The organism is Rhizobium sp. Root491 (assembly GCF_001427205.1).
Lineage (GTDB): Bacteria > Pseudomonadota > Alphaproteobacteria > Rhizobiales > Rhizobiaceae > Agrobacterium > Agrobacterium tumefaciens.
In genome coordinates, this window is sequence record NZ_LMFF01000001.1 from 580901 (window position 1) to 601576 (window position 20676).

General features: G+C 59.4%; 25 protein-coding genes and 1 riboswitch. Of the genes, 12 read left to right on the forward strand and 13 right to left on the reverse strand.

What is annotated here, in order from left to right; genetic code table 11:
* Positions 1-46: 46 nt before the first annotated feature.
* Both ASD46_RS02900 and ASD46_RS02905 read right to left on the reverse strand, forming a co-directional pair.
* Positions 47-946: a dihydrodipicolinate synthase family protein gene (locus ASD46_RS02900; protein WP_060641843.1), complete on the reverse strand. Its 900-nt coding sequence runs from the start codon at positions 944-946 to the stop codon at positions 47-49.
* Positions 947-1051: 105 nt separating this feature from the next.
* Complete coding sequence (locus ASD46_RS02905) at positions 1052-1453, reverse strand: DUF930 domain-containing protein (RefSeq protein WP_003511997.1); 402 nt, start codon at positions 1451-1453, stop codon at positions 1052-1054.
* 223 nt (positions 1454-1676) lie between these two features.
* Here ASD46_RS02905 and ASD46_RS02910 point away from each other — a divergent pair, with 223 nt between their 5' ends.
* From ASD46_RS02910 to ASD46_RS02930, 5 genes are all read left to right on the forward strand, one after another.
* Positions 1677-3776, forward strand: a complete 2100-nt coding sequence (locus ASD46_RS02910; protein WP_025592776.1) for a S9 family peptidase — start codon at positions 1677-1679, stop codon at positions 3774-3776.
* Between the two features lie 495 nt (positions 3777-4271).
* Entirely contained in the window at positions 4272-5282 is a 1011-nt protein-coding gene (locus ASD46_RS02915; RefSeq protein ID WP_019564115.1) for an ABC transporter substrate-binding protein, read from the forward strand.
* 254 nt (positions 5283-5536) lie between these two features.
* Positions 5537-6445, forward strand: coding sequence for an ABC transporter permease (locus tag ASD46_RS02920; RefSeq protein ID WP_003511991.1), 909 nt, complete (start codon positions 5537-5539; stop codon positions 6443-6445).
* Positions 6438-7544: a quaternary amine ABC transporter ATP-binding protein gene (locus tag ASD46_RS02925; RefSeq protein WP_035197990.1), complete on the forward strand. Its 1107-nt coding sequence runs from the start codon at positions 6438-6440 to the stop codon at positions 7542-7544. The genes ASD46_RS02920 and ASD46_RS02925 overlap by 8 nt, the downstream gene beginning before the upstream one ends.
* Positions 7545-7910: 366 nt before the next feature.
* The gene (locus ASD46_RS02930; protein WP_003511987.1) at positions 7911-8192 is read left to right on the forward strand and encodes a hypothetical protein; all 282 of its coding nucleotides are present in this window, start codon (positions 7911-7913) and stop codon (positions 8190-8192) included.
* Positions 8193-8202: 10 nt separating this feature from the next.
* Here the strand turns inward: ASD46_RS02930 and dmeF are convergent, their stop codons facing one another.
* Both dmeF and dmeR read right to left on the reverse strand, forming a co-directional pair.
* A complete protein-coding gene (dmeF, locus tag ASD46_RS02935; RefSeq protein WP_060641844.1) occupies positions 8203-9213 on the reverse strand; it encodes a CDF family Co(II)/Ni(II) efflux transporter DmeF in 1011 nt (336 codons plus the stop codon).
* A gap of 81 nt (positions 9214-9294) precedes the next feature.
* Positions 9295-9567 (reverse strand): Ni(II)/Co(II)-sensing transcriptional repressor DmeR, encoded by a 273-nt coding sequence (gene dmeR / locus ASD46_RS02940; RefSeq protein WP_003494395.1) that lies wholly within the window; start codon positions 9565-9567, stop codon positions 9295-9297.
* Positions 9568-9694: 127 nt separating this feature from the next.
* On the opposite strand from dmeR, the gene ASD46_RS02945 reads away from it, so the two are divergent.
* From ASD46_RS02945 to ASD46_RS02960, 4 genes are all read left to right on the forward strand, one after another.
* Positions 9695-10048, forward strand: coding sequence for a hypothetical protein (locus tag ASD46_RS02945; RefSeq protein WP_025592769.1), 354 nt, complete (start codon positions 9695-9697; stop codon positions 10046-10048).
* Between the two features lie 96 nt (positions 10049-10144).
* Complete coding sequence (locus ASD46_RS02950; RefSeq protein WP_025592768.1) at positions 10145-10558, forward strand: MerR family transcriptional regulator; 414 nt, start codon at positions 10145-10147, stop codon at positions 10556-10558.
* Between the two features lie 205 nt (positions 10559-10763).
* The gene (locus tag ASD46_RS02955; RefSeq protein WP_003511975.1) at positions 10764-11252 is read left to right on the forward strand and encodes a GNAT family N-acetyltransferase; all 489 of its coding nucleotides are present in this window, start codon (positions 10764-10766) and stop codon (positions 11250-11252) included.
* Positions 11253-11273: 21 nt separating this feature from the next.
* Positions 11274-11840 (forward strand): type 1 glutamine amidotransferase family protein, encoded by a 567-nt coding sequence (locus ASD46_RS02960; protein WP_025592767.1) that lies wholly within the window; start codon positions 11274-11276, stop codon positions 11838-11840.
* A 105-nt stretch (positions 11841-11945) separates the two neighbouring features.
* On the opposite strand, the gene ASD46_RS02965 is transcribed toward ASD46_RS02960, so the two are convergent.
* The 6 genes from ASD46_RS02965 to ASD46_RS02990 form a co-directional block, all read right to left on the reverse strand.
* Positions 11946-12260, reverse strand: a complete 315-nt coding sequence (locus ASD46_RS02965; RefSeq protein WP_025592765.1) for a hypothetical protein — start codon at positions 12258-12260, stop codon at positions 11946-11948.
* A 4-nt stretch (positions 12261-12264) separates the two neighbouring features.
* Positions 12265-12981, reverse strand: coding sequence for a CbtA family protein (locus ASD46_RS02970; protein WP_025592764.1), 717 nt, complete (start codon positions 12979-12981; stop codon positions 12265-12267).
* A gap of 11 nt (positions 12982-12992) precedes the next feature.
* Positions 12993-13175: a CbtB domain-containing protein gene (locus tag ASD46_RS02975; protein ID WP_003494386.1), complete on the reverse strand. Its 183-nt coding sequence runs from the start codon at positions 13173-13175 to the stop codon at positions 12993-12995.
* Between the two features lie 165 nt (positions 13176-13340).
* Positions 13341-13566: riboswitch (cobalamin riboswitch) on the reverse strand.
* Between the two features lie 91 nt (positions 13567-13657).
* Positions 13658-14578, reverse strand: coding sequence for a c-type cytochrome (locus ASD46_RS02980; RefSeq protein WP_025592761.1), 921 nt, complete (start codon positions 14576-14578; stop codon positions 13658-13660).
* An 87-nt stretch (positions 14579-14665) separates the two neighbouring features.
* Positions 14666-15100: a c-type cytochrome gene (locus ASD46_RS02985; protein ID WP_025592760.1), complete on the reverse strand. Its 435-nt coding sequence runs from the start codon at positions 15098-15100 to the stop codon at positions 14666-14668.
* A gap of 115 nt (positions 15101-15215) precedes the next feature.
* The gene (locus ASD46_RS02990) at positions 15216-15845 is read right to left on the reverse strand and encodes a LysE family translocator (protein ID WP_060641845.1); all 630 of its coding nucleotides are present in this window, start codon (positions 15843-15845) and stop codon (positions 15216-15218) included.
* A 133-nt stretch (positions 15846-15978) separates the two neighbouring features.
* On the opposite strand from ASD46_RS02990, the gene ASD46_RS02995 reads away from it, so the two are divergent.
* Positions 15979-16704, forward strand: a complete 726-nt coding sequence (locus tag ASD46_RS02995; RefSeq protein ID WP_025592758.1) for a helix-turn-helix transcriptional regulator — start codon at positions 15979-15981, stop codon at positions 16702-16704.
* A 110-nt stretch (positions 16705-16814) separates the two neighbouring features.
* Here ASD46_RS02995 and ASD46_RS03000 read toward each other — a convergent pair whose 3' ends face one another.
* The gene (locus tag ASD46_RS03000) at positions 16815-17684 is read right to left on the reverse strand and encodes a metallophosphoesterase (protein WP_025592756.1); all 870 of its coding nucleotides are present in this window, start codon (positions 17682-17684) and stop codon (positions 16815-16817) included.
* Positions 17685-17815: 131 nt separating this feature from the next.
* Positions 17816-18418: a superoxide dismutase gene (locus ASD46_RS03005; RefSeq protein ID WP_003511955.1), complete on the reverse strand. Its 603-nt coding sequence runs from the start codon at positions 18416-18418 to the stop codon at positions 17816-17818.
* A gap of 220 nt (positions 18419-18638) precedes the next feature.
* Here ASD46_RS03005 and ASD46_RS03010 point away from each other — a divergent pair, with 220 nt between their 5' ends.
* Positions 18639-18983 carry a hypothetical protein gene (locus ASD46_RS03010; protein WP_244434338.1) on the forward strand — a complete coding sequence of 115 codons (345 nt, stop codon included), beginning with the start codon at positions 18639-18641 and terminating at the stop codon, positions 18981-18983.
* Positions 18984-18987: 4 nt separating this feature from the next.
* On the opposite strand, the gene ASD46_RS03015 is transcribed toward ASD46_RS03010, so the two are convergent.
* On the reverse strand, positions 18988-19530 hold the full coding sequence (locus ASD46_RS03015; RefSeq protein ID WP_025592751.1) for a GNAT family N-acetyltransferase: 543 nt from the start codon (positions 19528-19530) through the stop codon (positions 18988-18990).
* A 95-nt stretch (positions 19531-19625) separates the two neighbouring features.
* Here ASD46_RS03015 and ASD46_RS03020 point away from each other — a divergent pair, with 95 nt between their 5' ends.
* On the forward strand, positions 19626-20513 hold the full coding sequence (locus tag ASD46_RS03020; protein WP_025592750.1) for a LysR family transcriptional regulator: 888 nt from the start codon (positions 19626-19628) through the stop codon (positions 20511-20513).
* The last annotated feature ends 163 nt before the right edge of the window (positions 20514-20676 follow it).

A 20676-nucleotide genomic window follows, 5' to 3' on the forward strand; every position in this document is an offset into this window, starting at 1 on the left:
GTTTCCGAAGGGTAAGATGTGGCAATCCGCCTGCAAAACGCCCGAATTATGGCGCGGCTTCCAGCGTTGACAGAGCGTTCAGCACCTCTTCCACCCGCTGGCGCTCCGCGCTGGTGAGCGACAGGATTGGCCGGGGCGGCTCGCATGCCGTTACCGACAAAGCATTGGCGGCGGCGTAGATCACGCGGATACTGCCGAATTCCTTGAAGAGCGGCTGGAAGGCCAGATCGAGCCTGCGCGTCTCCTCCGCATCCCCGGCCTGGGCGGCGCGCATCAACCGCAATGCCGGAACCGGCAGCAGGCCCGCAACGACGCTGTACCAGGCATCGCCACCGGCAAGCGTTGCTTCCGCACATCCCCAGTCGCCGCTGTAACCGATGGCGAAATCATCCGTCAGTTTCGGCCGCAGCCGCGCAAGCTCTCCCGCATAGTCGGAATCGGCCGGCAGCGGCATCTTTATGGCGCGGATATTCGGAATATAGGCGAGCCTGACCAGAAGCTCATCGCTGAAGGAGAATCGCGTCGTCGTCGGGTTGTTGTAGATGGCGAGCGGCAAATCGGTTGCGCCGGCGACGGCGGCGAAATGGTGATAGGCCTCTTCCTGAGTCAGCGGCGTATAGGAAACGGGCGCCAGAAGCAGCGCATCGGCACCGGCAGCTTCGGCGTCTTTCGCCAGCGCCACGGCCTCATCGGTGCGCAACGCGCCGACGCCTGCCATCAGCGTGCGCCTGCCCTTGAGGACGGCATGGGCTGCCTCGACCGCGCGCCGCCTCTCGGCACGCGACAGATACATATAGGTTCCGGTGCTGCCGAGAATACCGATGGAATCGACCTCCGCCGCATCCAGCCGCTCGACGAGGGCGGAAAAGGCTTGGCTATCCACCTGCCCGGCCTCGTCAGCGGGCGTGATCGGAAAAGCCGAAAGTCCCTTGAATTGCTTCGCCATGTTCTCGCCCCTCAATTCGATCGAAGGACAGCGTTACAGACCCATTGGCAGGGCGGCAAGAAAAGCGGGGTTTAAACCGGCGACCGCGGACGAAGAATTCCCCGATCAATCATAAAGATACAACTTCTTCCACTGCTCTTCGGGAATCTTGTCGCCGACACGGTAATCGAAGGACTGGATGGAGAGGCTGTCGCTTTTCAGCTGGCACTTGTATTTGAGCTTGTACCATTCACCGGCGCTTCTGAAGACTGCACCCGACGCCTTGATCGAATTCTTGCCAACCTCGGGATCACCGAAGGTATAGGCAATGACCTTATCCGGCTTCATGCCCTTCTGCTCCGTCGCGATCCGCTCCATCGCCTCTATGTCGCAACGCTGCTCCAGACGCTCCTCGGGGGCGAGCACGTTCAGCTGCCGCATGACGTTGGCGTCTATTGCGAAAGCGGGTGTAGATGCCTGCAAGGCAAGGAAAAACGCAGAAAGAGCAGCGGGAAGAAACTTTCGCATGGGATCCTGTCAGTTTTCGTTTGTTCTTATCGATGCACGGCAGGCCGGTGGCAGGCGCGTATCATCGCTGATTTGCCGGATATTGCCAAAATGTGATCGAAAACTGACGAAATTGTGCCCAAGCCTCATTTCACCTGTGGAGATTTGAAACTTGATCGGTGGTGAGGGGCACTCTACATCTTGGGTGCCGCCCACGCATTTTTCATACGAAAGCGAGTTTCCCTTGCCGATTTTCAAGAACCTGCCCGCCGCCCCGACCGCCGAAAAACGGCCCGTCCAGGATACGCATCACGGCATCACCCGCACCGATGACTACGCATGGTTCCGGGCCGATAACTGGCAGGCCATGTTCAAGGACCCTACCCTGCTCGACCCAGCCATCCGCGCCCATCTCGAGGCCGAGAACGCCTATATGGAAGCCGCAATGGGCGACACCAAGGCGCTTCAGGAAAAGCTGTTCGAGGAGATGAAAGGCCGTATCAAGCAGGATGATTCCTCTGTTCCGGTCAATGATGGACCTTATGCCTATGGCACGCTGTTCGTGACCGGCGGCGAGCAACCGCATTATTTCCGCACCCCGCGTGATGGCGGCGAAAAGCACGTGCTGCTTGATGGCGACAGGGAAGCTGAAGGCAAGGATTATTTCCGTCTTGCCGGCCTCGACCAGTCTTCCGATCACAGTCACGGCATCTGGGGTTATGACGACAAGGGTTCGGAATATTTCACGCTGCGCATCCGTAATCTCGAAACCGGTGAAGACCTTGCCGATGTCGTGGAAAATACCGGCGGCGGCGGGGCATGGGCGCCTGACGGCAAGAGCTTTTTCTATACGCTGCAGGACGAAAACCACCGCCCCTCGAAGGTCTTCCACCACATCATCGGCGAGCCGCAGTCGGCCGACCGGCTGGTCTATGAGGAAAAGGACCCCGGCTTCTTCATGGGCGTTGGCGCGTCCGTGCTCGACGACTTCATCTTCATCGACATTCACGACCATGAGACCAGCGAATACCGCATTCTTTCCACCAAGGACCTGATGGCCGAGCCTGTCGTGGTTGCGGAGCGCAAGGAAGGTATCGAATATTCGATGTGCGAAGGCGGCGATGTCTTCTACATCCTCACCAATGACGGCGATGCCAAGGATTTCCGCATCATGGAAGCGCCGGTTACCGCGCCGGGCAAGGAAAACTGGAAGGAGGTCGTGCCGCATGAGCCGGGTCGCCTCATTCTCTCCGTCGATGCCTATGCCCGCCATCTGATCTGGCTGGAGCGCCGCGACGGCCTGCCGCGCATCGTTATCCGCGATCGCCGCACGGGCGAGGAACATTCCATCGCCTTTGCCGAGGAAGCCTATTCGCTTGGCCTGCATGGCGCTGCAGAATACGACACCGATGTCATCCGCTTCTCCTACTCCTCGATGACGACGCCGAGCCAGTTGTTCGACTACAATATGGTGACGCGCGACCGCACGCTGCTGAAAACGCAGGAAGTGCCTTCCGGCCATAATCCCGACGACTACATTACCCGCCGCATCATGGCGCCTGCCCATGACGGCGAGTTGGTGCCGGTCTCGCTGCTTTACCGCAAGGATGTAGTGCTCGACGGTTCGGCCCCCTGCCTGCTTTATGGCTACGGCGCCTATGGCATCACCATTCCCGCTTCCTTCTCCACCACAACGCTGTCTTTGGCAGACCGTGGCTTCATCTATGCCATCGCCCACATTCGCGGCGGCAAGGACAAGGGTTTCGAGTGGTATGAAACCGGCAAGATGAAAGACAAACAGAACACGTTTAAGGATTTCATCGCGGCTGCCGATCATCTGGTCAAGGAAGGCTTTACCTCCTACGATCGCATTATCGCGGAAGGCGGTTCGGCAGGGGGAATGCTGATGGGCGCCGTCGCCAACATGGCCCCGGAAAAATTTGCCGGCATCATCGCTGCGGTTCCCTTCGTGGACGTGCTGACGACCATGCTTGATGACACGCTGCCGCTAACCCCGCCGGAATGGCCGGAATGGGGCAATCCGCTGGAATCGGAAGAGGAATATCAGTGGATCGCCGCCTACAGCCCCTATGACAATGTCGGGGAAAAGCCCTATCCGCCGCTGCTTGCGCTTTCCGGCCTCACCGACCCGCGCGTGACCTATTGGGAACCGACCAAATGGGTGGCGAAACTGCGCGAAAAGACGACGGGGGAAGCCCCGATCCTGCTCAAGACCAACATGGCGGCTGGCCATGGAGGCAAGTCGGGCCGTTTCCAGCGGCTGGAAGAAATTGCCTTCGAATATGCCTTCGCACTGAAGGTCGCGGGCAAGGACACCGTCTGACACGCTGAATGCAGAAACGGGCGGCGATCCAATCGTCGCCCGATCTTATTTTGGACGAAAATACCTGCAAAAATCTCGTTATTGAATATTTTTTCCACAAATTACCATACGCATCTTTTATTTAAATAACATCTTTATCGACATTGAATTTTTATTTCCGGTTGCTGCAACTCATAATATATCTTCCGCAAATGCAAATAATTCCCATGTATTACGTCACCGGAAAAAATGTTCCGGAAATCGAACGCATGGCTGCGTTGCGCCATTTCGCATTGCAATATCACTTTTCGGCCGTATTATCCGGGCCGTTGACATATTCATGCGCCTTTTCGCCGCCCTTCTCGCGGCAATCCTGCAGCACGTCTTGCGGATAATCTTATCGCCGGATTTTTTCGGCTTTTTCATGCGCCATGTCAGTTCGCCCTTGGCAATCCGGGCTTTGCAGTGCTCCCGCTTTGCCAACTGAAAACACTGCATCAGACTTGGAGGTCTCCCATGAAGAAACTCCTGGCCTCGACCATTCTCGTAACGGGCTTTACCATCGCTGCCGGTGCAGCAAATTCCGCCAACGCCGCAGAAACATGCGGCAGCGTCACCATCGCCGAAATGAACTGGGCGTCCGCCGGTGTTGCGGCTTACGTCGACAAGTTCATCATGGAAAACGGCTATGATTGCACGGTCAACGTCATCAGCGGCGACACCACTCCCACATTCACCTCCATGAATGAAAAGGGCCAGCCGGATATGGCGCCCGAAATGTGGGTGAATACCCTTGGCGCCCCCTATGAGGACGCCGTCAAGAAGGGCAACCTGATCCAGGAAAGCAAAATCCTGAGTGAAGGTGGCGTTGAAGGCTGGTGGATTCCCAAATATCTCGCCGACGAACACCCTGATATCAAGACAGTTGAGGACGCACTCAAGCATCCCGAGCTTTTCCCGGCGCCGGAAGACGCCAGCAAGGGTGCCGTGTTTGGCTGCCCGCCGGGCTGGGGCTGCCAGCCAACGACCGCCAACCTGTTCAAGGCACGCAAGGCCGATGAGAAGGGCTTCGCCCTGATCGATACCGGCTCCGCCGCGGGCCTCGATGGCTCGATCTCCAATGCCTATGAGAAAAAGCAGGGCTGGCTCGGCTATTACTGGTCCCCGACGGCCATTCTTGGCAAGTACGACATGGTGAAACTGGACGATGGCGTGGCACTCGACCGCGAGGCCTACGACAATTGCATCGCCAAGCCTGATTGCGCCGATCCCAAGCCAAACGCCTATCCGGTGGCAGAGGTATTCACTGTTGTCACCAAGGACTTCGCCGAGAAGGCCGGTCCTTCCATCGACTATATCCGCAAGCGGCAGTGGGACAACGAGACCGTCGCCAAGGTTCTGGCCTGGATGGATGAAAACCAGGGCACCAACGAAGACGGCGCGGAATATTTCCTCGAGAACAACGAGGATATCTGGACGAAGTGGGTTTCGCCCGAGGTGGCGGAGAAGATCAAGGCTTCGATGTGATTGGTTGATGAGAGTGGGAAACTTCGGTTGTCATCCGTGGCTTACCCCCTCTGCCCTGCCGGGCATCTCCCCCCAAGGAGGGAGATCGGCTGGGCTCACCCTTCTCATAAATCCGCAACCTGTTTGATGGGCGAGACTTTGTCTCGGATCGATCTCCCCCCTTGTGGGGGAGATGTCCGGCAGGACGGAGGGGGGTGCCCCGCGCTCCAGCCTCGACCACCCATCCCCCAAAACCCAAAGGGAAAACAACAATAATGGCCCTCTGTAACTATCTGCCGGATATGCTGTGCAAGTTTCCGGCCATCGATAACGGCACGATGCGTGTGGCACGCAAGACCATCGATGACGGTTTTCGCGATATCGTGCGCAATTACGGCGATGCGATCGATGTGATCGTGCATCCGCTGCAGCTCTTTCTCAACTCCTCGGAGCGGCTGTTCATCCAGACCCCGTGGATCGTCACCATGCTGGTCATTCTGGCGATCGTGCATCTGGCCGGGCGCAGCTTCAAGATCACCGGTGGCACGGCCATCTCCCTGCTCATGATCGGCGCAGTCGGCCTCTGGCGCGACGCCATGACGACGCTTTCCATCGTCGCCATCGCCACGCTGATCGCCATCGTCATCGGCCTGCCGCTCGGCATTTTGATGGGACGCTCCGAACGGTTGCAGCGTATCATCAATCCCGTGCTCGACGTGATGCAGACCCTGCCAAGCTTCGTTTATCTCATCCCAGTGGTGGTGATTTTCGGCATCGGCAAGGTACCGGGCCTGATCGCAGTGGTGATCTATGCCATTCCGCCCGTCATCCGCCTGACCAGCCTCGGCATCCGCCTGGTAGACCGGGAGGTGCTGGAAGCCGCCGATGCCTTCGGCTCCTCCAACGGCCAGAAGCTGTTCAATGTGCAGCTGCCGCTGGCGTTGCCCACCATCATGACCGGTATCAACCAGACCATCATGATGGCACTCGCCATGGTCGTCGTCGCCTCCATGGTCGGCGTCGGTGGTCTCGGCAAGAATGTGCTGCAGGCCATCAACAACCAGTTTTTCACGGTGGGCTTCCTGAACGGTTTCGCTCTGGTCGCCATCGCCATCATGTTCGACCGGGCAAGCCAGGCTTTCGGCAAGCGCCTGCAGAAATACCGCGAGGTCTCCCATGGCTAAAAGCATCGAAATCAGGAATCTTTACAAGATCTTCGGCAAGCATCCCGAGAAGTACCTCGAAGCGGTGCGATCCGGCATGGACAAGGTCGAGCTGAACGACAAACACAACCATGTGCTTGGCCTCAACAACATCAACATCACCATGCCGGGCGGCAAGATCACCGTGGTCATGGGGCTTTCCGGTTCCGGCAAGTCGACGCTGATCCGCCACATCAACCGGCTGATCGACCCGACCGCAGGTGAGGTTCTCTACGACGGCGAGGACATTTGCGGCATGAGCACTTCGGCGCTGCGGAAATTCCGCCGTCACAAAACGGCGATGGTGTTCCAGAAATTCGGCCTCCTGCCGCATCGTACCGTGCTGGAAAACAGCGTCTACGGCCTCGATATTCAGGGCATGCCACGCAAGGACAGCGAAGAGAAAGGCCGTTACTGGCTGGATCGTGTCGGTCTTGCCGGCTATGAGGATTATTATCCGAACCAGCTTTCCGGCGGCATGCAGCAGCGTGTCGGCCTTGCCCGTGCGCTTGCCAACGATGCCGATATTCTCCTGATGGACGAGGCCTATTCGGCTCTCGATCCGCTGATCCGTGTCGATATGCAGACGATGCTGCTCGACCTTCAGCAGGAGCTGAAAAAGACCGTGGTGTTCATCACTCACGATCTGGATGAGGCTTTGCGGCTCGGCGATCACATTGCCATTCTGAAAGACGGCGAAGTGGTGCAGCAGGGCGACGGCCAGAGCATCATCCTTTCCCCTGCGGATGGTTACGTCACCGACTTCGTGCGCGACGTCAATCGCAGCCGCGTGCTTCAGGCGACCACCGTGATGGAGCCGCTGACGGCGAAACCCGAGGGCATGTCGGTGCCGGAAAACGCGACACTGGAAACCATCGCCCGCGATATGTCGGAGGCGAACGAAACCAGCGCCCATGTGGTGGATGAAGATGGCAAGCCAGTCGGCGCCATCGGCCTCGACACGCTGGTGGCGGCGATGGTCACGCCGGCACCTCAGGAGACGGAGGCCGGGGTGGTAGTCGTGGAGGAAGCGGAAAAAATCCCGGAACCGGCGGCGCCTGCGGAAAAGGAAACTGCGTAATCCGGCACCAACAGGATTTGCCTTTCTTTCAGAGGACCGAAACAGCCCCAGCCCCGCTACGCAAAAGACATCGGAGCTGCCTGGCGGCGTCAAAACGCTCTTTCGTCATACCGGCCTAGAGCCGGTATGACGGGAGTGGGGTGTTTGGCGCCACAGTTTGAGCGGCACAACAGGGTCGCCATGGCGAGCACGACGCGAAGTGTGGGCAAGGCCGGTAATGCCCGCCTTTCCGTCCAACCATGCAAAAACGAAGCACCCCTTTGCCACGTGTCAAGCCGGGAAAGACATTGCAATGCAGCAAGCGCAAGCTTCGGGCAAGCCGCCGCCGTTAACCATTTGTTAACTTTTGAACGCGGAATCACTGGCATGCAGATCGAAAGCAATATTGGCGGATACAATTATCAGGCTCGTGTCCGCGACATCGAAAAACCCGGCAGCGCGCAGAGCGCGCCCGAGGAACAGGCCGTAAAACGCGGCCCCGGCAACCCGACCGTTTCCAGCACCGTTCTTTCCCGTTCGCTGGCAAACGTGCTGTGGGCCGTTGGCAATGGCAGCGCGCCGGCCCACACGCAGGCTGCGACCTCCGCCGAGGACAAGGCAGAAGCGCAGGCCGAATGGGTGCGCAGCGCCTATTCCGAATACGAATAGATGATTCCGATCAGGCCCTTGCCGGGCTGACCTCCACCGTTACATGTGAGAGTTCATGTATGGCTGCAAGCTTCTGCTTGTAGAAAGCCGGTGCCTTCGGCACCTGCGAGTGGATGGCGACAATGGCGGCGTGATGCCCCGGCCCCACCTGCCAGACGTGCAGGTCGGTGATGCGATCTTCTTCCGTTTCCACGCTTTCACGAATTTCCTGCGGCAAGTCCTCCGTCAGCGGAACCGCATCCACCAGCGTCGTTGCCGTGGAGCGAATGAGTCCCCATGACCAGCGGGCAATCACCACACCGCCGACAATACCCATCAACGGATCGAGGAAGGACCAGCCGTTCCACTTGCCGAGCAGCAGTGCGACAATGGCGAGAACGGAAGTCAGCGCATCGGCGAGTACATGCAGATAGGCTGCGCGCAGATTATTGTCCCTGCCGCCCTTCGCTCCGTGCTCGCCGTGATGCGCGTGCGAGCCGTGATCGTGATGGGTGTGGCTGCCATGGCCGTGATGGGCATGCGAACCATGTGCGTGACCATGGCCATGGCCGTGATCGTGGTCATCCTTCAACAGCACGGCGCTGACGAGATTGACGATAAGACCGATGACGGCGACGAGGATCGCCTGATTGAAGTCGATCTGAACAGGATTGAAAAGCCGCATCGCACTTTCGACGGCGATGAGCAGCGCCACCACCGCCAGCACGATGGCGCTGGCAAAACCGGCGAGATCACCGAACTTGCCGGTGCCGAAGGTGAAGCGCGGATTGCGCGCCTCGCGCCGGGCATAGAGATAGGCCAGCGCCGAGATGAGCATTGCGCCCGCATGGGTGGACATGTGCCAGCCATCCGCCGTCAGCGCCATGGAACCGAACCAGTGGCCGGCGACGATCTCCGCCACCATCATGACTGTGGTCAGCGCAATCACCATCCACACGCGCTTTTCATTGCGCTCATGGTTCCGGCCTAGGAAAACATGGTCGTGGCCGGACGCTGCGGAAAATTCGGATGTCGTCGTCATGTCGCTAATCCTGTTCGATCCTGGAATATTCTGTTTCACGCATGTCTTTTCCCAAAGCCGCGGACACTTTTGGGAGAGAGGTTAGCGGATGTAGGTCTTCAGCACCTGGGCCAGCTCTTCCGCCGCACGCGCCCGCTCGTCTTCATTTTCGGCGTGCACGACGTGCTCATGCAGATGTTCCTGCATCACCTCCCCCGTCAGGCCGGAAAGCGCACCGCGCACCGAGGCCAGCAATTGCAGCACCTCGCCGCAGGGCTTGGAATCGTCCAGGGCTCGCTCCACCGCCTCCATCTGCCCCTTGAGGCGACGGATGCGAGCGAGAAGCTTCTCCTTGTTGCGGATCGTATGGGACATGAGTACCTCATATACTATAGGGGGGTATACTATATTGCGATGTTTTTTGGTTCAAGCCCTGCGCGACGCAATCTTCGCGAATGTTTCGACCCCTAAAAATACCCCATGAAACTTAGGGGACTCAGTCATGACGACTATCGCAGCAACAACCAGCAGCTATTACGCAACTCCGGTCCGGACCCTTGAGCCGACAAAGACCAGGGAAACAAATGCAACCACCGAGGCCCTGCTGGAACTGACACGGGCGGCACACCGCGCGATTTCCAGCGCCGAGAGCGTTGCCGTTTCCGCCGCACCTGCCGCCGCCAGCGTTTCCGCCGGCCTTGCCGCAGCACTTTGGAACCTAGACAGCGGCGCACAGGCCAGAACCGAACCGGCGGTAGATATCGCCGCATCAGCGCAGCCTGACGCCGCCTCCAGCATCGAGACAGAAGTTCTCAAAGCCCTGGCGCAGGCACTCGGCGTGGAGGCCGCCGCCTGACACCCATTGAACGGCAGGCTGAAAAGCTATATCTCTAGAGACTAGAGCATCCGGTTCGTTCTTGTCCCGGCTGCTCTTGAGGATATGGAGAAGGCAATGCTGTCCATCGGTGAATTGTCCAAACGTACCGGCGTGAAGGTTCCGACGATCCGCTATTATGAGCAGATGGGCCTCATCCGCGAGGCAGACCGCTCGGAAGGCAACCAGCGCCGTTACGAAAAATCCGATCTCGAAAGGCTGGCTTTCATCCGCCATGCCCGCGATATCGGGCTCAATATCGACGCCATCAGAGAATTGATCGCGCTCAGCCAGCACCGGCAAATGCCGTGCGAGGGTGCGGACCGCATTGCCGCCGAACACCTCGCCCATGTGCGCGAGAAAATCAGCAGCCTCAAGAAGCTCGAGCATGAGCTGGAACGTATCGTCTCCCATTGCCATGGTCATTCGATCGAGGATTGTTACGTCATCCGCGCACTTTCCGACCATGGCATGTGCGAAGGGGAGCATTGAGGCTGAAGAGCAGGCTTGACAGATTTCAGATTCGAGCGCATTGCATGGACATGATCAACGAACGCGCACCCATCTCCTGCTCGTACTTTTGGGCCTACCTGTAAAGGGCGGCTCGACAGATCATTTTGTCAACAAGCCGCCGTCAGGCGGCTTTGTTGTTTTTCAAGCGTCCTGACGGCACCGATAAAACCGAAGGACCAGAAAAATGACCGAAGACAGTTCCCTTACATTGGAAAGACCGCCCGTCGTCATCATTCGTGGCGCACGCAAGACCGATTTGCCTGAGCTCAATGAGATGATCACCCTGCTTGCCACCTTTCATGGCGATGCGGCGGCGATTACGCCGGCGAAACTGGAACGCGACCTGTTCGGCCCGCTTCCCTGGGTGCATGGGCTGGTAGCGGAAGCCGACGGCGCATTGATCGGTTACGCCCTGATGCTGCCGCTCTACAGGGCGCAGGAAGGCCGCCGCGGGCTTGAGCTACACCATCTTTTCGTGCGTGACGGTCACCGCGGACATGGCACCGGCCAGCACTTGGTTTCCCGCGCCCGCGATATCGCCAAGCGCCTCGGTTGCGACTATCTTTCCGTCAGCGCCACGACCGGAAATGTCGCCGCGCATCGTTTCTACGAAAGCATGGATTTCGCGCCGCGCCCGGTCACCGGCATGCGCTACATGCAGTCTATCGCCTGATTGCAACCTTCGGAGACGGTCATGACACGGATTGCCATTGCGCTTGCGCAGGATTTTGCGGACTGGGAACCGGCGCTGCTTGCCGCCGCCGCGCGCGGCTATCTCGGCGTCGAGATCGTTTACGCGACCCCGGACGGCCGGCCCGTGGTTTCAATGGGCGGGCTCAACGTTACGCCCGACACATCCTATGACGCGCTTGATCCTGCTAACATCGATGCGCTCGTCATTCCCGGCGGCCTCGGCTGGGAAAAGGGAATGGCTGTCGATCTTGGCGGGCTGGTACAGCGGTTTCGCGAGAAGGGCCGGCTGGTTGCCGGCATCTGCGCGGCTGCCAGCGCGCTTGCAGGCACGGGCGCCCTTGATGACGTCGCCCATACCGGCAATTCGCTCGCCTCTCACAAGGCCTATCCGTCCTATCGCGGCGAAGCGCTCTATCGCGACCAGCCGAAGGCGGTCAGCGATGGCGGAATCGTAACCGCAGCCGGCAGTGCACCCGTCAGTTTCGCAGTGGAAATTCTGAAACACCTCGGCCTCTTTGGTCCGGAAGCCGAGGCGGAACTTGGAATTTTTGCGGCGGAACACCGGTGAAGCTCACCTTGGTGTCGAGAGTTTTGCGGATCCTCCCACCCTCATTCCTGTGCTTGTCACAGGAATGAGGGTGGTGGGGAAGTTGAGCCGCGAGACCATCACAAATCACCCCTGATCAAGCACCCGGCAGACACGGGGCGCGACATCCCCGCCCTCCCCCGCCATCGCACGGCGGATATCGCGGCTGTTGAGATGCAGACTGCGACCGGCCGGCAAAGCCGAGCGTTTTATCTTGGCAAGGGCTGCGACCGTAAAGGCAGCCTCATTCTCATGAAAATAGGCGAGCGCCGCTTCCCGTTCCGGGCTGACGCCAAGGACTGCCTTGAAAGCAAGGCGATGCACGGCGCAGAAAGCGCCGTGACCGGGAACGGCAAAACGCAGCGCGTCGAGTTCCTCACTCCATTCGGCTGCGTCCTGCATGGATTTAAGCCTGCTGGAAGCGCTTCAGGAAAAACGCGCTCAATGTTCCGAGCAAGGCCCAGAAGACAAAGCTGGTCACGGTGGCGGCGACGATGAACTGTCGTTCCAGCGGCAGCGGTGCCAGCGCATGTTCACCTTCCGGCGGCAGGGGCGCGCCCACCACATGTGGAGCAACGATCAACACCAGTGCGAGCACGATTGCCCAGGGTTCGCGCCGGAATGCGATCAGCGCAATGCCGCCCGCGGTTGCGGCAACCGTCGAAAGCCACCAGATTTGACGCGCCTCAAGCGCGGCCGCCGGGCTGCCCGGTAGTTCCGGCGGCAGGCCGATCATCGGCGCAAGCATGACGGCGGCAAAACCGGCCACACCCCACAAAAGGCCTTCGCGCCAGCCGGCATCGGTGCCGCGCAGCGAGATGAGGCCGGTCAGCACCAGCGCATAACCGATGGCGGTCAGCACGTTGGCGGCGACCGTATAGGCGGTGCGCTCGAAGCCGTCGGCCGGAGACCAGGCTTCCTTATTATGTTCGTGCGCGGGAACGGCAGCGCCGGTCGTGGCCGGAGCATCATGGCTGTGGGGCGCTTCGCCACCGGCATTTTCATAGGTTTCCGCCTTCAGGATCAGCGGCGTGGTGCCGAAAGCCTGCATGGCCGAAACGGCGAAGCCGCCAACGATGCCGACGAGGACGGCGGTAAAAACGATATTGCGAAAGAACGACATGCTTTTTCCCCTCAATGGCAAGGGAAAGCATTGGCATGACGCGTGTCATGCGCGGCGTTGTGAACGGCTTCCACATGCGAAAAGCCGACAAACCCGACGACGAACAGACCAAGCACGATCGCCGTCAGCGATTGCGCGAAGCTGCCCGTTTTTGCTGAAACGGCGGCATTTGCCGTATTCTGGTTGATGGACATGGTGACCCCTCTTACGGCGCGACCCCGCGCCTTTAGACGCGGCGGAACGGCAAACGCCGTGCAGCCGCATGCGATACACTTCACCACGGGGATACGAGACTGACACAGGGCGGCACGTTCAAGCGCCACCACCCTGAAATTCCGCTCTTCCGGACACCCCGCCGGCATGGACATTTCCGTGATGGCAGGTCTCCTGGCTTACGGGTCAAAACCTGAAACACCTTCCCGGCATTGCCCTCGCCCATATCCGGCGAGATGCTTACCAGTGGCATTTCGTTTCAGGCTCTCCGCTCACAGTTGCGGGGGCAGCCACGAATGAGGATGTCTCCCTATCGTGTTCCCTTTTCACCTTCCGGAACGCCCGGAAGGAACCATCACAGGATCGTTATCCGATGGGTGTGGGTGGGAGTCAATGGCAGGCCGGCGTGAGAATTGCGCGCCGCGGCTGGATGCCGGATCAAGTCCGGCATGACGGCAAAGGGCTACCGTGCCGGGATGGCCTTCAGATAGGCGGCGATCGCATTGCGGTCATCGACCGTCAGATGCGCCATATTCTGCTGCACCTTGACCATGGAGCCGCCGACGCTGTCGAATTCCGGGGTGAAGCCGGTTTCCAGATAGTTGGCAATATCGGCCGCTTCCCAGCTTCCGACGCTCTGCGAGCCGGGGGTAATATCGGGAATGCGGCCCTCGCCTTCGGGATTGGGACCACCGGCCAGCCATTTGCCATCGAGAAAACCGCCAAGCGCATTGCGCGGCGTGTGACATTCGCCGCAATGGCCCGGGCCTTCCACCAGATATTGGCCGCGCAGCAATTCGGCATTGGCATCGGCAAGCTCGACGCGGGGTGGCGCGGATGTATCGAAATAGAGGAATTTCCAGCCGCCCAATGCCATGCGCATGTTGAAGGGGAACGGCAGTTCGTGATCCGGCGCGTCATTCTGGCTGGCGGGCAGAACCCGCAAATAACCGAAGAGGTCGTTGATGTCCTTCTGCGTCATGCGGGCATAGGAGGCGTAAGGGAAGGACGGGTAGAGATGTTCGCCGTTCTTGCCGACGCCGCGCGTCATCGCATCGCCGAATTCCGAAAGCGTCCAGCCGCCAATGCCATGCTGCGGATCGGAGGAAATATTGGGCACATGGAAGGTGCCGAAGGGGCTTTTCAACGCTTGCCCGCCCGAAAGCGTCAAAAGCGCATCGCCCTTGGCATCTGGTGCCGCATGGCAACTTGCGCAGCCGCCCGCCCAGAACAGCGTTTCGCCATTGGCAAGGTCCGGCTCGCCAAGGCTCACCCAGTGGCTGGGTGCCTGACGCACAGGCGCGGTGACCCAGGCGAAAATGCCGAAACCGGCAATGGCCGCCACCGCGATCCCGCCCGCGAGCTTCGTCCAAATGGAGGCCATGACCCTTCTCCCCATTATCACCTGATGAGATCAGGCATCATTCCCGCTGAAAAAAAACGCCGCCGGGAAGCGGCGTTCTTGATAGGATCACTTCTTCAGACGGTAGGTCTGGTGGCACGCACCACAATCGGCACCGAGGGTCTGCATGGCGGCGGTGACGCCTGCCTGATCGGCGGGAAGGCTGGCGAGGACCTTGTCCGCATCGGCACCGAGCTTGGCGGCCTTGGACTTGAAGTCATCGAAATTTTCCCAGATCGCGGGTGCCGCAGCACTGCCGGTCTCGCTGCCCGGGGGAAACTGGTCGGGGAAAGCCTTGGCGTTGGTGCTGATGGTCGTCACGGCAGCCTTTACGGCTTCGGCGTCATAAGGCTTCTGGCCTTTGGAGATGGCAGCAAGCGCCCCCATGGAGCCGCCGATCTGCTTCATCATGCCTTCACGTTTTTCGACTTCGCCGGCAGCGTAGACCGCTCCGGCGCAAAGACAGCCGAAAAGCATGGCCGCCGCGATGGTTTTCAGTTTCATACACTCTCTCCTTGATTCCGGCAGATGCCGAACGCGCGATAACGGCGCGAGGATGCCCTTTCCGCATGGCGAAAAGAAGTCACATTGCAGTGAATTTCCCCAAGAAAACAGAAGTCTAGGAGAGTGCTTCCCAAAGCGTAACCAGGGCTGCGGCAATCAGCATGAAACCGGCGGCGCGGCCGATGAAAATCGTCGCGGCAGGCGAGGAAACGAGCCATGCCCGGCTTTTATCCGCCGTCAGCGCCAGAGCGCCATAGACCGTGAACTGCGTGATGGCCACCATCGCGCCCATTACCAGCCCCTGCATCCAGATTGGACCATAGTCGGGTTTGAGGAATTGCGGATAGATCGCCATCATGAAGAGATAGGCTTTCGGATTGGAAAGGCAGGTGAGCACGGCCCGCCAGAACGCCTTTCTGACAGAGGCGCTCGCCTGCGCCTCATCGCCATTGACGGTGATGGCGCTGCGCATCAGGCCGACGCCGATCCAGACCATGTAAGCGGCGCCGGCGACCAGCAGCGGCAGGAACAGCGACGGCATCCAGGCGGCAAGCATGCCGACGCCCAACGCACCGTAAAGTGAATGCACCATGCCGCCGGCGCTCATGCCGCTTGCGGCGGAAAGCCCGGTTCTTTTGCCACCCGTCAACGCACTTGCCAGCACGAACAGCATATCCATGCCCGGCAGGATGATGATGCCGAACAGGACCAGAAAGAAAAGCCAGAGATTTTCGACGTAACTCATGTCAGTATCTCCCAAGACAGTTTGCGACACATTCGAGAAAACTCATGTTTCTCAATGTGTTTTGCTGCTTATAGGAAAAGCCAACTGACAGCGTTGTGTCAGTTGCGTTGGGAAACCACCGGGAAAAACGGCAATGCGCAAGGCATCGAGACTGTTCGAGATCATCCAGATCCTGCGGGTGGCGCGCAGGCCGATCACCGCGCAGACCATTGCCGAGGCACTGGAGGTCACGGTGCGCTCGGTCTATCGCGATATTTCGGCCCTTCAGACCATGCGCGTGCCGATCGAAGGCGAACGCGGCGTCGGTTACATCCTGCGTCCCGGCTTCAACCTGCCGCCGCTGATGTTTTCCATCGAGGAGACGGAGGCGATCGTGCTTGCGCTCGCCATGGTCGCGCGCACGGGCGATACTGAATTGCGGCAGGCGGCCAAAAAGGTCAGCGACAAGATTGCGGCATCCCTGCCCGACCCCCTGTCGAAAACCCTGTCCGCCAATGCCCTGCACGCCTGGGGCAGCATCGCGCCCTCACCCGCCGGCGTCGATCTTGCCATGGTCAGGCGGGCGGTGCGCGACGAGGAGCGGTTGGACATAACCTATGGCGATGAAACCGGCGTGGAGACCCGGCGGCAGATCCGGCCCATCGCCACGATCTATTATTCGGAGACGACCAATATCTTCGCCTGGTGCGAACTCAGGCAAGCGATCCGCAATTTCCGCTCCGACCGCGTTCTGACCTGCAAGACAACCGGCAGCTTTTTCAAGATGGAAGGCGAAAGGTTGCGGCAATTGTGGATGAGCGGCTGGCAGAGCAATCAGCTGGGGACTTCGGAACGAACGACGAATCAAGCCAGCGCGTAAAGCAACTGATTTAGCGCGTCTTTCAACCTTCGTTCTGTGTCGGTGCCCCCGTCTCAACCGGCATTCCTGTGACAGGGACGGTAATGACGGTTGAGAGGGTGGTGCTGACTTTAAAGCACGGCAGCGTTATGCCGCAAATGCTCCAGCACCCTATCGTCCTCGCGCCCGAAACCGCGGATGACGATTCGGTCGGCAAACACATCGGCAATGGCGAAGGTGTTCTGGTCGGGCGTATCCACCATGCCCTTAAAGTTGACGAAGTGAGTGTTGCCCTGCACCCCGTAATTGCCCTCATGATTATGGCCGCTGAACCATGCGACGACCGAAGGGTGTACATCAAGAAGATCAACGATGCGGGGCGCGTCCCACATATTATGGGCGTTGTTCGGATAGACCGGATAGTGGCAGAGAATGACCACTTTTTCACCCGCCGCATCCGCCTTTTGCAGAACGGTCCGCAGCCATTCGAACTGTTCGTCGCTGAGCGACGCATTCCAGTCCTGCGCATTGATCGCACCCACCTCTTGCAGGCGCCTCAGACGCTCTTGCGCCAGCGTGCGGCGCGGATCGCCGGGCGGCGTGGCAAACAGGCTGACCTCGTTGCCGTCAAGCACCACGAAACGTATCTCACCGATGGTGAAATCGTGCCAGGGCGACGCCATGCCGAGGCGGGCATGGATGGCGGACAAGTGTTCGGCGGCAACGGCGAAATCGTGATTTCCCGGCAGCATCACCGAAGGGTGGCGAAGCTGCTCGTAGACGCCAAGGATCGCATCGAAATTTTCAAAACCGCGATCGATGATATCGCCCAGCGTTACCACGAAGGCCAGTTCCTCGCGATTGAAGGCGTCGATCGCTTCGCCAAGCTTTTTCGGGCTTTCGGCATAATACCGGCCCATATCCGGGCGGGGCTCGGCATCGGCATATTGGGGATCGGCAACGATGCCGAATGAGAAGAGCGGTGTGGTTTTTTCAGTCATGATGCGCCGCGATAAACCGGGCGGATGACAGGCTTGTGACAAATGGGAGCGACACGCTGGATTGTTGACCTCAAAAGCAGAACACCCGGCCTTTGGGGGCCGGGTGCTCAGAAAATTACAATCCGCAAAACTTACTTGGAAGCGGCTTCGTAACGCTCCAGGACGTAGTCCCAGTTGATGAGGTTGTCGACGAAGGCTTCGAGGTACTTCGGACGCAGGTTGCGGTAGTCGATGTAGTAGGAGTGTTCCCATACGTCGACGCCGAGGATCGGTTCTGCGCCATGAACCAGCGGATTTTCGCCGTTCGGGGTCTTGGAGATTTCGAGCTTGCCGTTCTTGACGGAAACCCATGCCCAGCCGGAGCCGAACTGCGTGGTGCCGGCAGCGATGAAATCAGCCTTGAACTTGTCGTAACCGCCGAGATCGGAGGCGAATGCCTGTTCCAGCTTGCCCGGCAGCTTGTTGCCGCCGCCGTCCTTCTTCAGCCACTTCCAGAAATGGACGTGGTTGTAATGCTGGGCAGCATTGTTGAAGAGACCAGCATTGGTGCCAAAGGACTTCTTCACGACTTCCTCAAGCGAAAGGTCGGAAAGACCGGCTTCCGCCGCCAGCTTGTTGCCGTTGTCGACATATGCCTTGTGGTGCTTGTCGTGATGGAACTCGAGCGTCTCGCGCGACATGTATGGTGCAAGCGCGTCGTAGTCGTAGGGGAGTTCAGGAAGTTCGAAGGCCATGGTTTTTACTCCTTTTTGCAGCGGGTTACCGCTCCTAGAAACCGTGTGAGCGGACCATAGGAGCGAACCTCTGTTTGGGCAACCTGTGAAATATCAAAATGTTCCGACAAAAGAGAAAATTCCTCTCAAGCCAGCCGCCACCACATTTGTTTCACAACCCTGGCGTACCGTTTTCCACCCTATCGGTTCGCTTTTGATGAAATTGCAGGAAGGAAATTCCATGACCCGCTCCATGATCCATCGCGCGCTGCTTCTCGCCGCCTTCTCCTCGCTGGCGCTTCCGGCCGTCGCGTCGTCTGACGATGCCTGGAAGGAATTCGTGGCGGATGTGCAGACGGCGTGCCTTGGCGCCGGCAAAGACATGATCGAGGACGCCAAGGTGGTGGTCGATCCGGTGGGCAGCGAGAATTATGGCCTCGCCGTCCTCACCGGCAAGGCCAGGGGCGCGGATGCGACGATCAGCCATATCTGCGTTTACGACAAGAAGACCAAGGCCGTCGAACTCGGCAGCGAGCTTGCCGGCGATACGCTGAAGGTTGAAATCCCTGGTTCCACCAAGCCCTGAGGTTTCAGAAACGGGGCGTGGTGTCGCCATCGCCCAGCGCGCGCTGCATCAGCACCGTGTCCAGCCACTGGCCGTGTTTCCAGCCGATGGACTTGAATGTGCCGACATGCTCGAAACCGGCGGCGCGGTGCACACCGATGGACGCGGCGTTGGCGCTATCGCCGATGACCGCAATCATCTGCCGAAAGCCGCGCGAAGTCGCATCCTCGATCAGCGCATCGAGCAGCTTGCCGCCAATTCCCATGCCCTTCATGGCCGGATCGATATAAACGGAATTCTCCACAGCAGCACCATAGGCCGGACGCGGGCGATAGGCGCCGGCATAGGCATATCCGGCTACCTTTCCGTCGATTTCGGCGACGAGATAGGAGTAGTTGCCTTCTACCAGCAGTCGGCGGCGCTCAAGCATCATATCCACGCTTGGCGGATCGATCTCGAAGCTGGCGCGGCCATGCAGCACGGCATCCCGGTAGATTTCGGTAATGGCTGGAATATCCGCCTCCTCGCAGGGGCGGATGGTAAGGCTGGAAATTGTGGGAAGGGTCATTCTCGTGTCCTGTGGTCATTCACGGCATTATTGTGCATTGCGGCTCAGTCAAAATAAAGATTATCTGTCTTATACAAACGATAAGGTTTTCTTTGATGATGGACCTCGATCTGCGGCAGGTGCGCAGCTTCATGGATGTCGCCGATCTCGGCAGCTTTTCCGCCGCAGCCGACAAGGCGGGGCTGACGCAGCCGGCCATCAGCCTGCACATCCGGCTGCTGGAAAAGCAGCTCGGTGTGCGGCTGATAGAACGGGTCGGCAGGCGCGCGCAGCCGACAGCGGCGGGCCGGGACTTTCTCATCCATGCAAGACGGATTGCGGAAGAAGTGGCGCATGCCATCGATACCGTAGCCCCTCATCGCAGCGGCGTGACGGGACGCCTGCGCATCGGCACGGGCGCCACCGCCTGCATCTATCTTCTGCCGCCAGTGCTGGGCAAAATCCGCCAGGTGATGCCGGGGATAGACATCGTCGTGCAGACCGGCAATACCCACGATATACTGAGGCTTCTCGAAGCCAATACGATCGATGCGGCGGTGGTGGCCCTGCCGGCCAGCGGCCGCAGCCTCGATATCAGCGACATCCATCTCGATGAACTGGTTGCGGTTTTCCCGCTTGGCACCATCAGCGACGCAACAATCCTGAATGCCGAGACGCTTTCGACACAGCCATTGCTGCTTTACGAGGGCGGCAATACGCGCAAGCTCGTGGATCAATGGTTTTCGGCAAGCGGCCGCACCGTTCAACCCGCCATGGAACTGGGCAGCGTCGAGGCCATCAAGAAACTGGCGGGTGCGGGCCTTGGCCTTGCCATCGTGCCACGCATGGCGATGGAGCATGAAGATGCTCCATCGGGGCTTGAATGGCGCTCGCTCGAGCCGCCGCTCGAACGGCGGATCGCCCTTGCCCTCAGACGCGACAAGCACATGACCGCGCCACTAAGGGCGCTCGCTGCTGCATTGCCAAACCTGCAGAAACGATGAAGCCCGCGTCGATTTCGGACGCGGGCTTCGATCTGTTGATGCTTGCGACTTTTTTCTTTCGTCATGCCGGATTGGATCCGGCATCCAGCCACGGCGCGTCTGCGCCGTGAGAAGAGTCGTGCGCGATCAGAGACTTGACCGCGCTGGACCCCGGAGCCAAAGG

Bases quoted from the DNA above. Each gene is read 5' to 3' on its own strand.
- ASD46_RS02900 (WP_060641843.1), bottom strand. From the start codon at position 946: ATGGCGAAGCAATTCAAGGGACTTTCGGCTTTTCCGATCACGCCCGCT.
- ASD46_RS02905 (WP_003511997.1), bottom strand. From the start codon at position 1,453: ATGCGAAAGTTTCTTCCCGCTGCTCTTTCTGCGTTTTTCCTTGCCTTG.
- ASD46_RS02915 (WP_019564115.1), top strand. From the start codon at position 4,272: ATGAAGAAACTCCTGGCCTCGACCATTCTCGTAACGGGCTTTACCATC.
- ASD46_RS02920 (WP_003511991.1), top strand. From the start codon at position 5,537: ATGGCCCTCTGTAACTATCTGCCGGATATGCTGTGCAAGTTTCCGGCC.
- ASD46_RS02925 (WP_035197990.1), top strand. From the start codon at position 6,438: ATGGCTAAAAGCATCGAAATCAGGAATCTTTACAAGATCTTCGGCAAG.
- ASD46_RS02930 (WP_003511987.1), top strand. From the start codon at position 7,911: ATGCAGATCGAAAGCAATATTGGCGGATACAATTATCAGGCTCGTGTC.
- dmeF (WP_060641844.1), bottom strand. From the start codon at position 9,213: ATGACGACGACATCCGAATTTTCCGCAGCGTCCGGCCACGACCATGTT.
- dmeR (WP_003494395.1), bottom strand. From the start codon at position 9,567: ATGTCCCATACGATCCGCAACAAGGAGAAGCTTCTCGCTCGCATCCGT.
- ASD46_RS02945 (WP_025592769.1), top strand. From the start codon at position 9,695: ATGACGACTATCGCAGCAACAACCAGCAGCTATTACGCAACTCCGGTC.
- ASD46_RS02950 (WP_025592768.1), top strand. From the start codon at position 10,145: ATGCTGTCCATCGGTGAATTGTCCAAACGTACCGGCGTGAAGGTTCCG.
- ASD46_RS02955 (WP_003511975.1), top strand. From the start codon at position 10,764: ATGACCGAAGACAGTTCCCTTACATTGGAAAGACCGCCCGTCGTCATC.
- ASD46_RS02960 (WP_025592767.1), top strand. From the start codon at position 11,274: ATGACACGGATTGCCATTGCGCTTGCGCAGGATTTTGCGGACTGGGAA.
- ASD46_RS02965 (WP_025592765.1), bottom strand. From the start codon at position 12,260: ATGCAGGACGCAGCCGAATGGAGTGAGGAACTCGACGCGCTGCGTTTT.
- ASD46_RS02970 (WP_025592764.1), bottom strand. From the start codon at position 12,981: ATGTCGTTCTTTCGCAATATCGTTTTTACCGCCGTCCTCGTCGGCATC.
- ASD46_RS02975 (WP_003494386.1), bottom strand. From the start codon at position 13,175: ATGTCCATCAACCAGAATACGGCAAATGCCGCCGTTTCAGCAAAAACG.
- ASD46_RS02980 (WP_025592761.1), bottom strand. From the start codon at position 14,578: ATGGCCTCCATTTGGACGAAGCTCGCGGGCGGGATCGCGGTGGCGGCC.
- ASD46_RS02985 (WP_025592760.1), bottom strand. From the start codon at position 15,100: ATGAAACTGAAAACCATCGCGGCGGCCATGCTTTTCGGCTGTCTTTGC.
- ASD46_RS02990 (WP_060641845.1), bottom strand. From the start codon at position 15,845: ATGAGTTACGTCGAAAATCTCTGGCTTTTCTTTCTGGTCCTGTTCGGC.
- ASD46_RS02995 (WP_025592758.1), top strand. From the start codon at position 15,979: ATGCGCAAGGCATCGAGACTGTTCGAGATCATCCAGATCCTGCGGGTG.
- ASD46_RS03000 (WP_025592756.1), bottom strand. From the start codon at position 17,684: ATGACTGAAAAAACCACACCGCTCTTCTCATTCGGCATCGTTGCCGAT.
- ASD46_RS03005 (WP_003511955.1), bottom strand. From the start codon at position 18,418: ATGGCCTTCGAACTTCCTGAACTCCCCTACGACTACGACGCGCTTGCA.
- ASD46_RS03010 (WP_244434338.1), top strand. From the start codon at position 18,639: ATGACCCGCTCCATGATCCATCGCGCGCTGCTTCTCGCCGCCTTCTCC.
- ASD46_RS03015 (WP_025592751.1), bottom strand. From the start codon at position 19,530: ATGACCCTTCCCACAATTTCCAGCCTTACCATCCGCCCCTGCGAGGAG.
- ASD46_RS03020 (WP_025592750.1), top strand. From the start codon at position 19,626: ATGATGGACCTCGATCTGCGGCAGGTGCGCAGCTTCATGGATGTCGCC.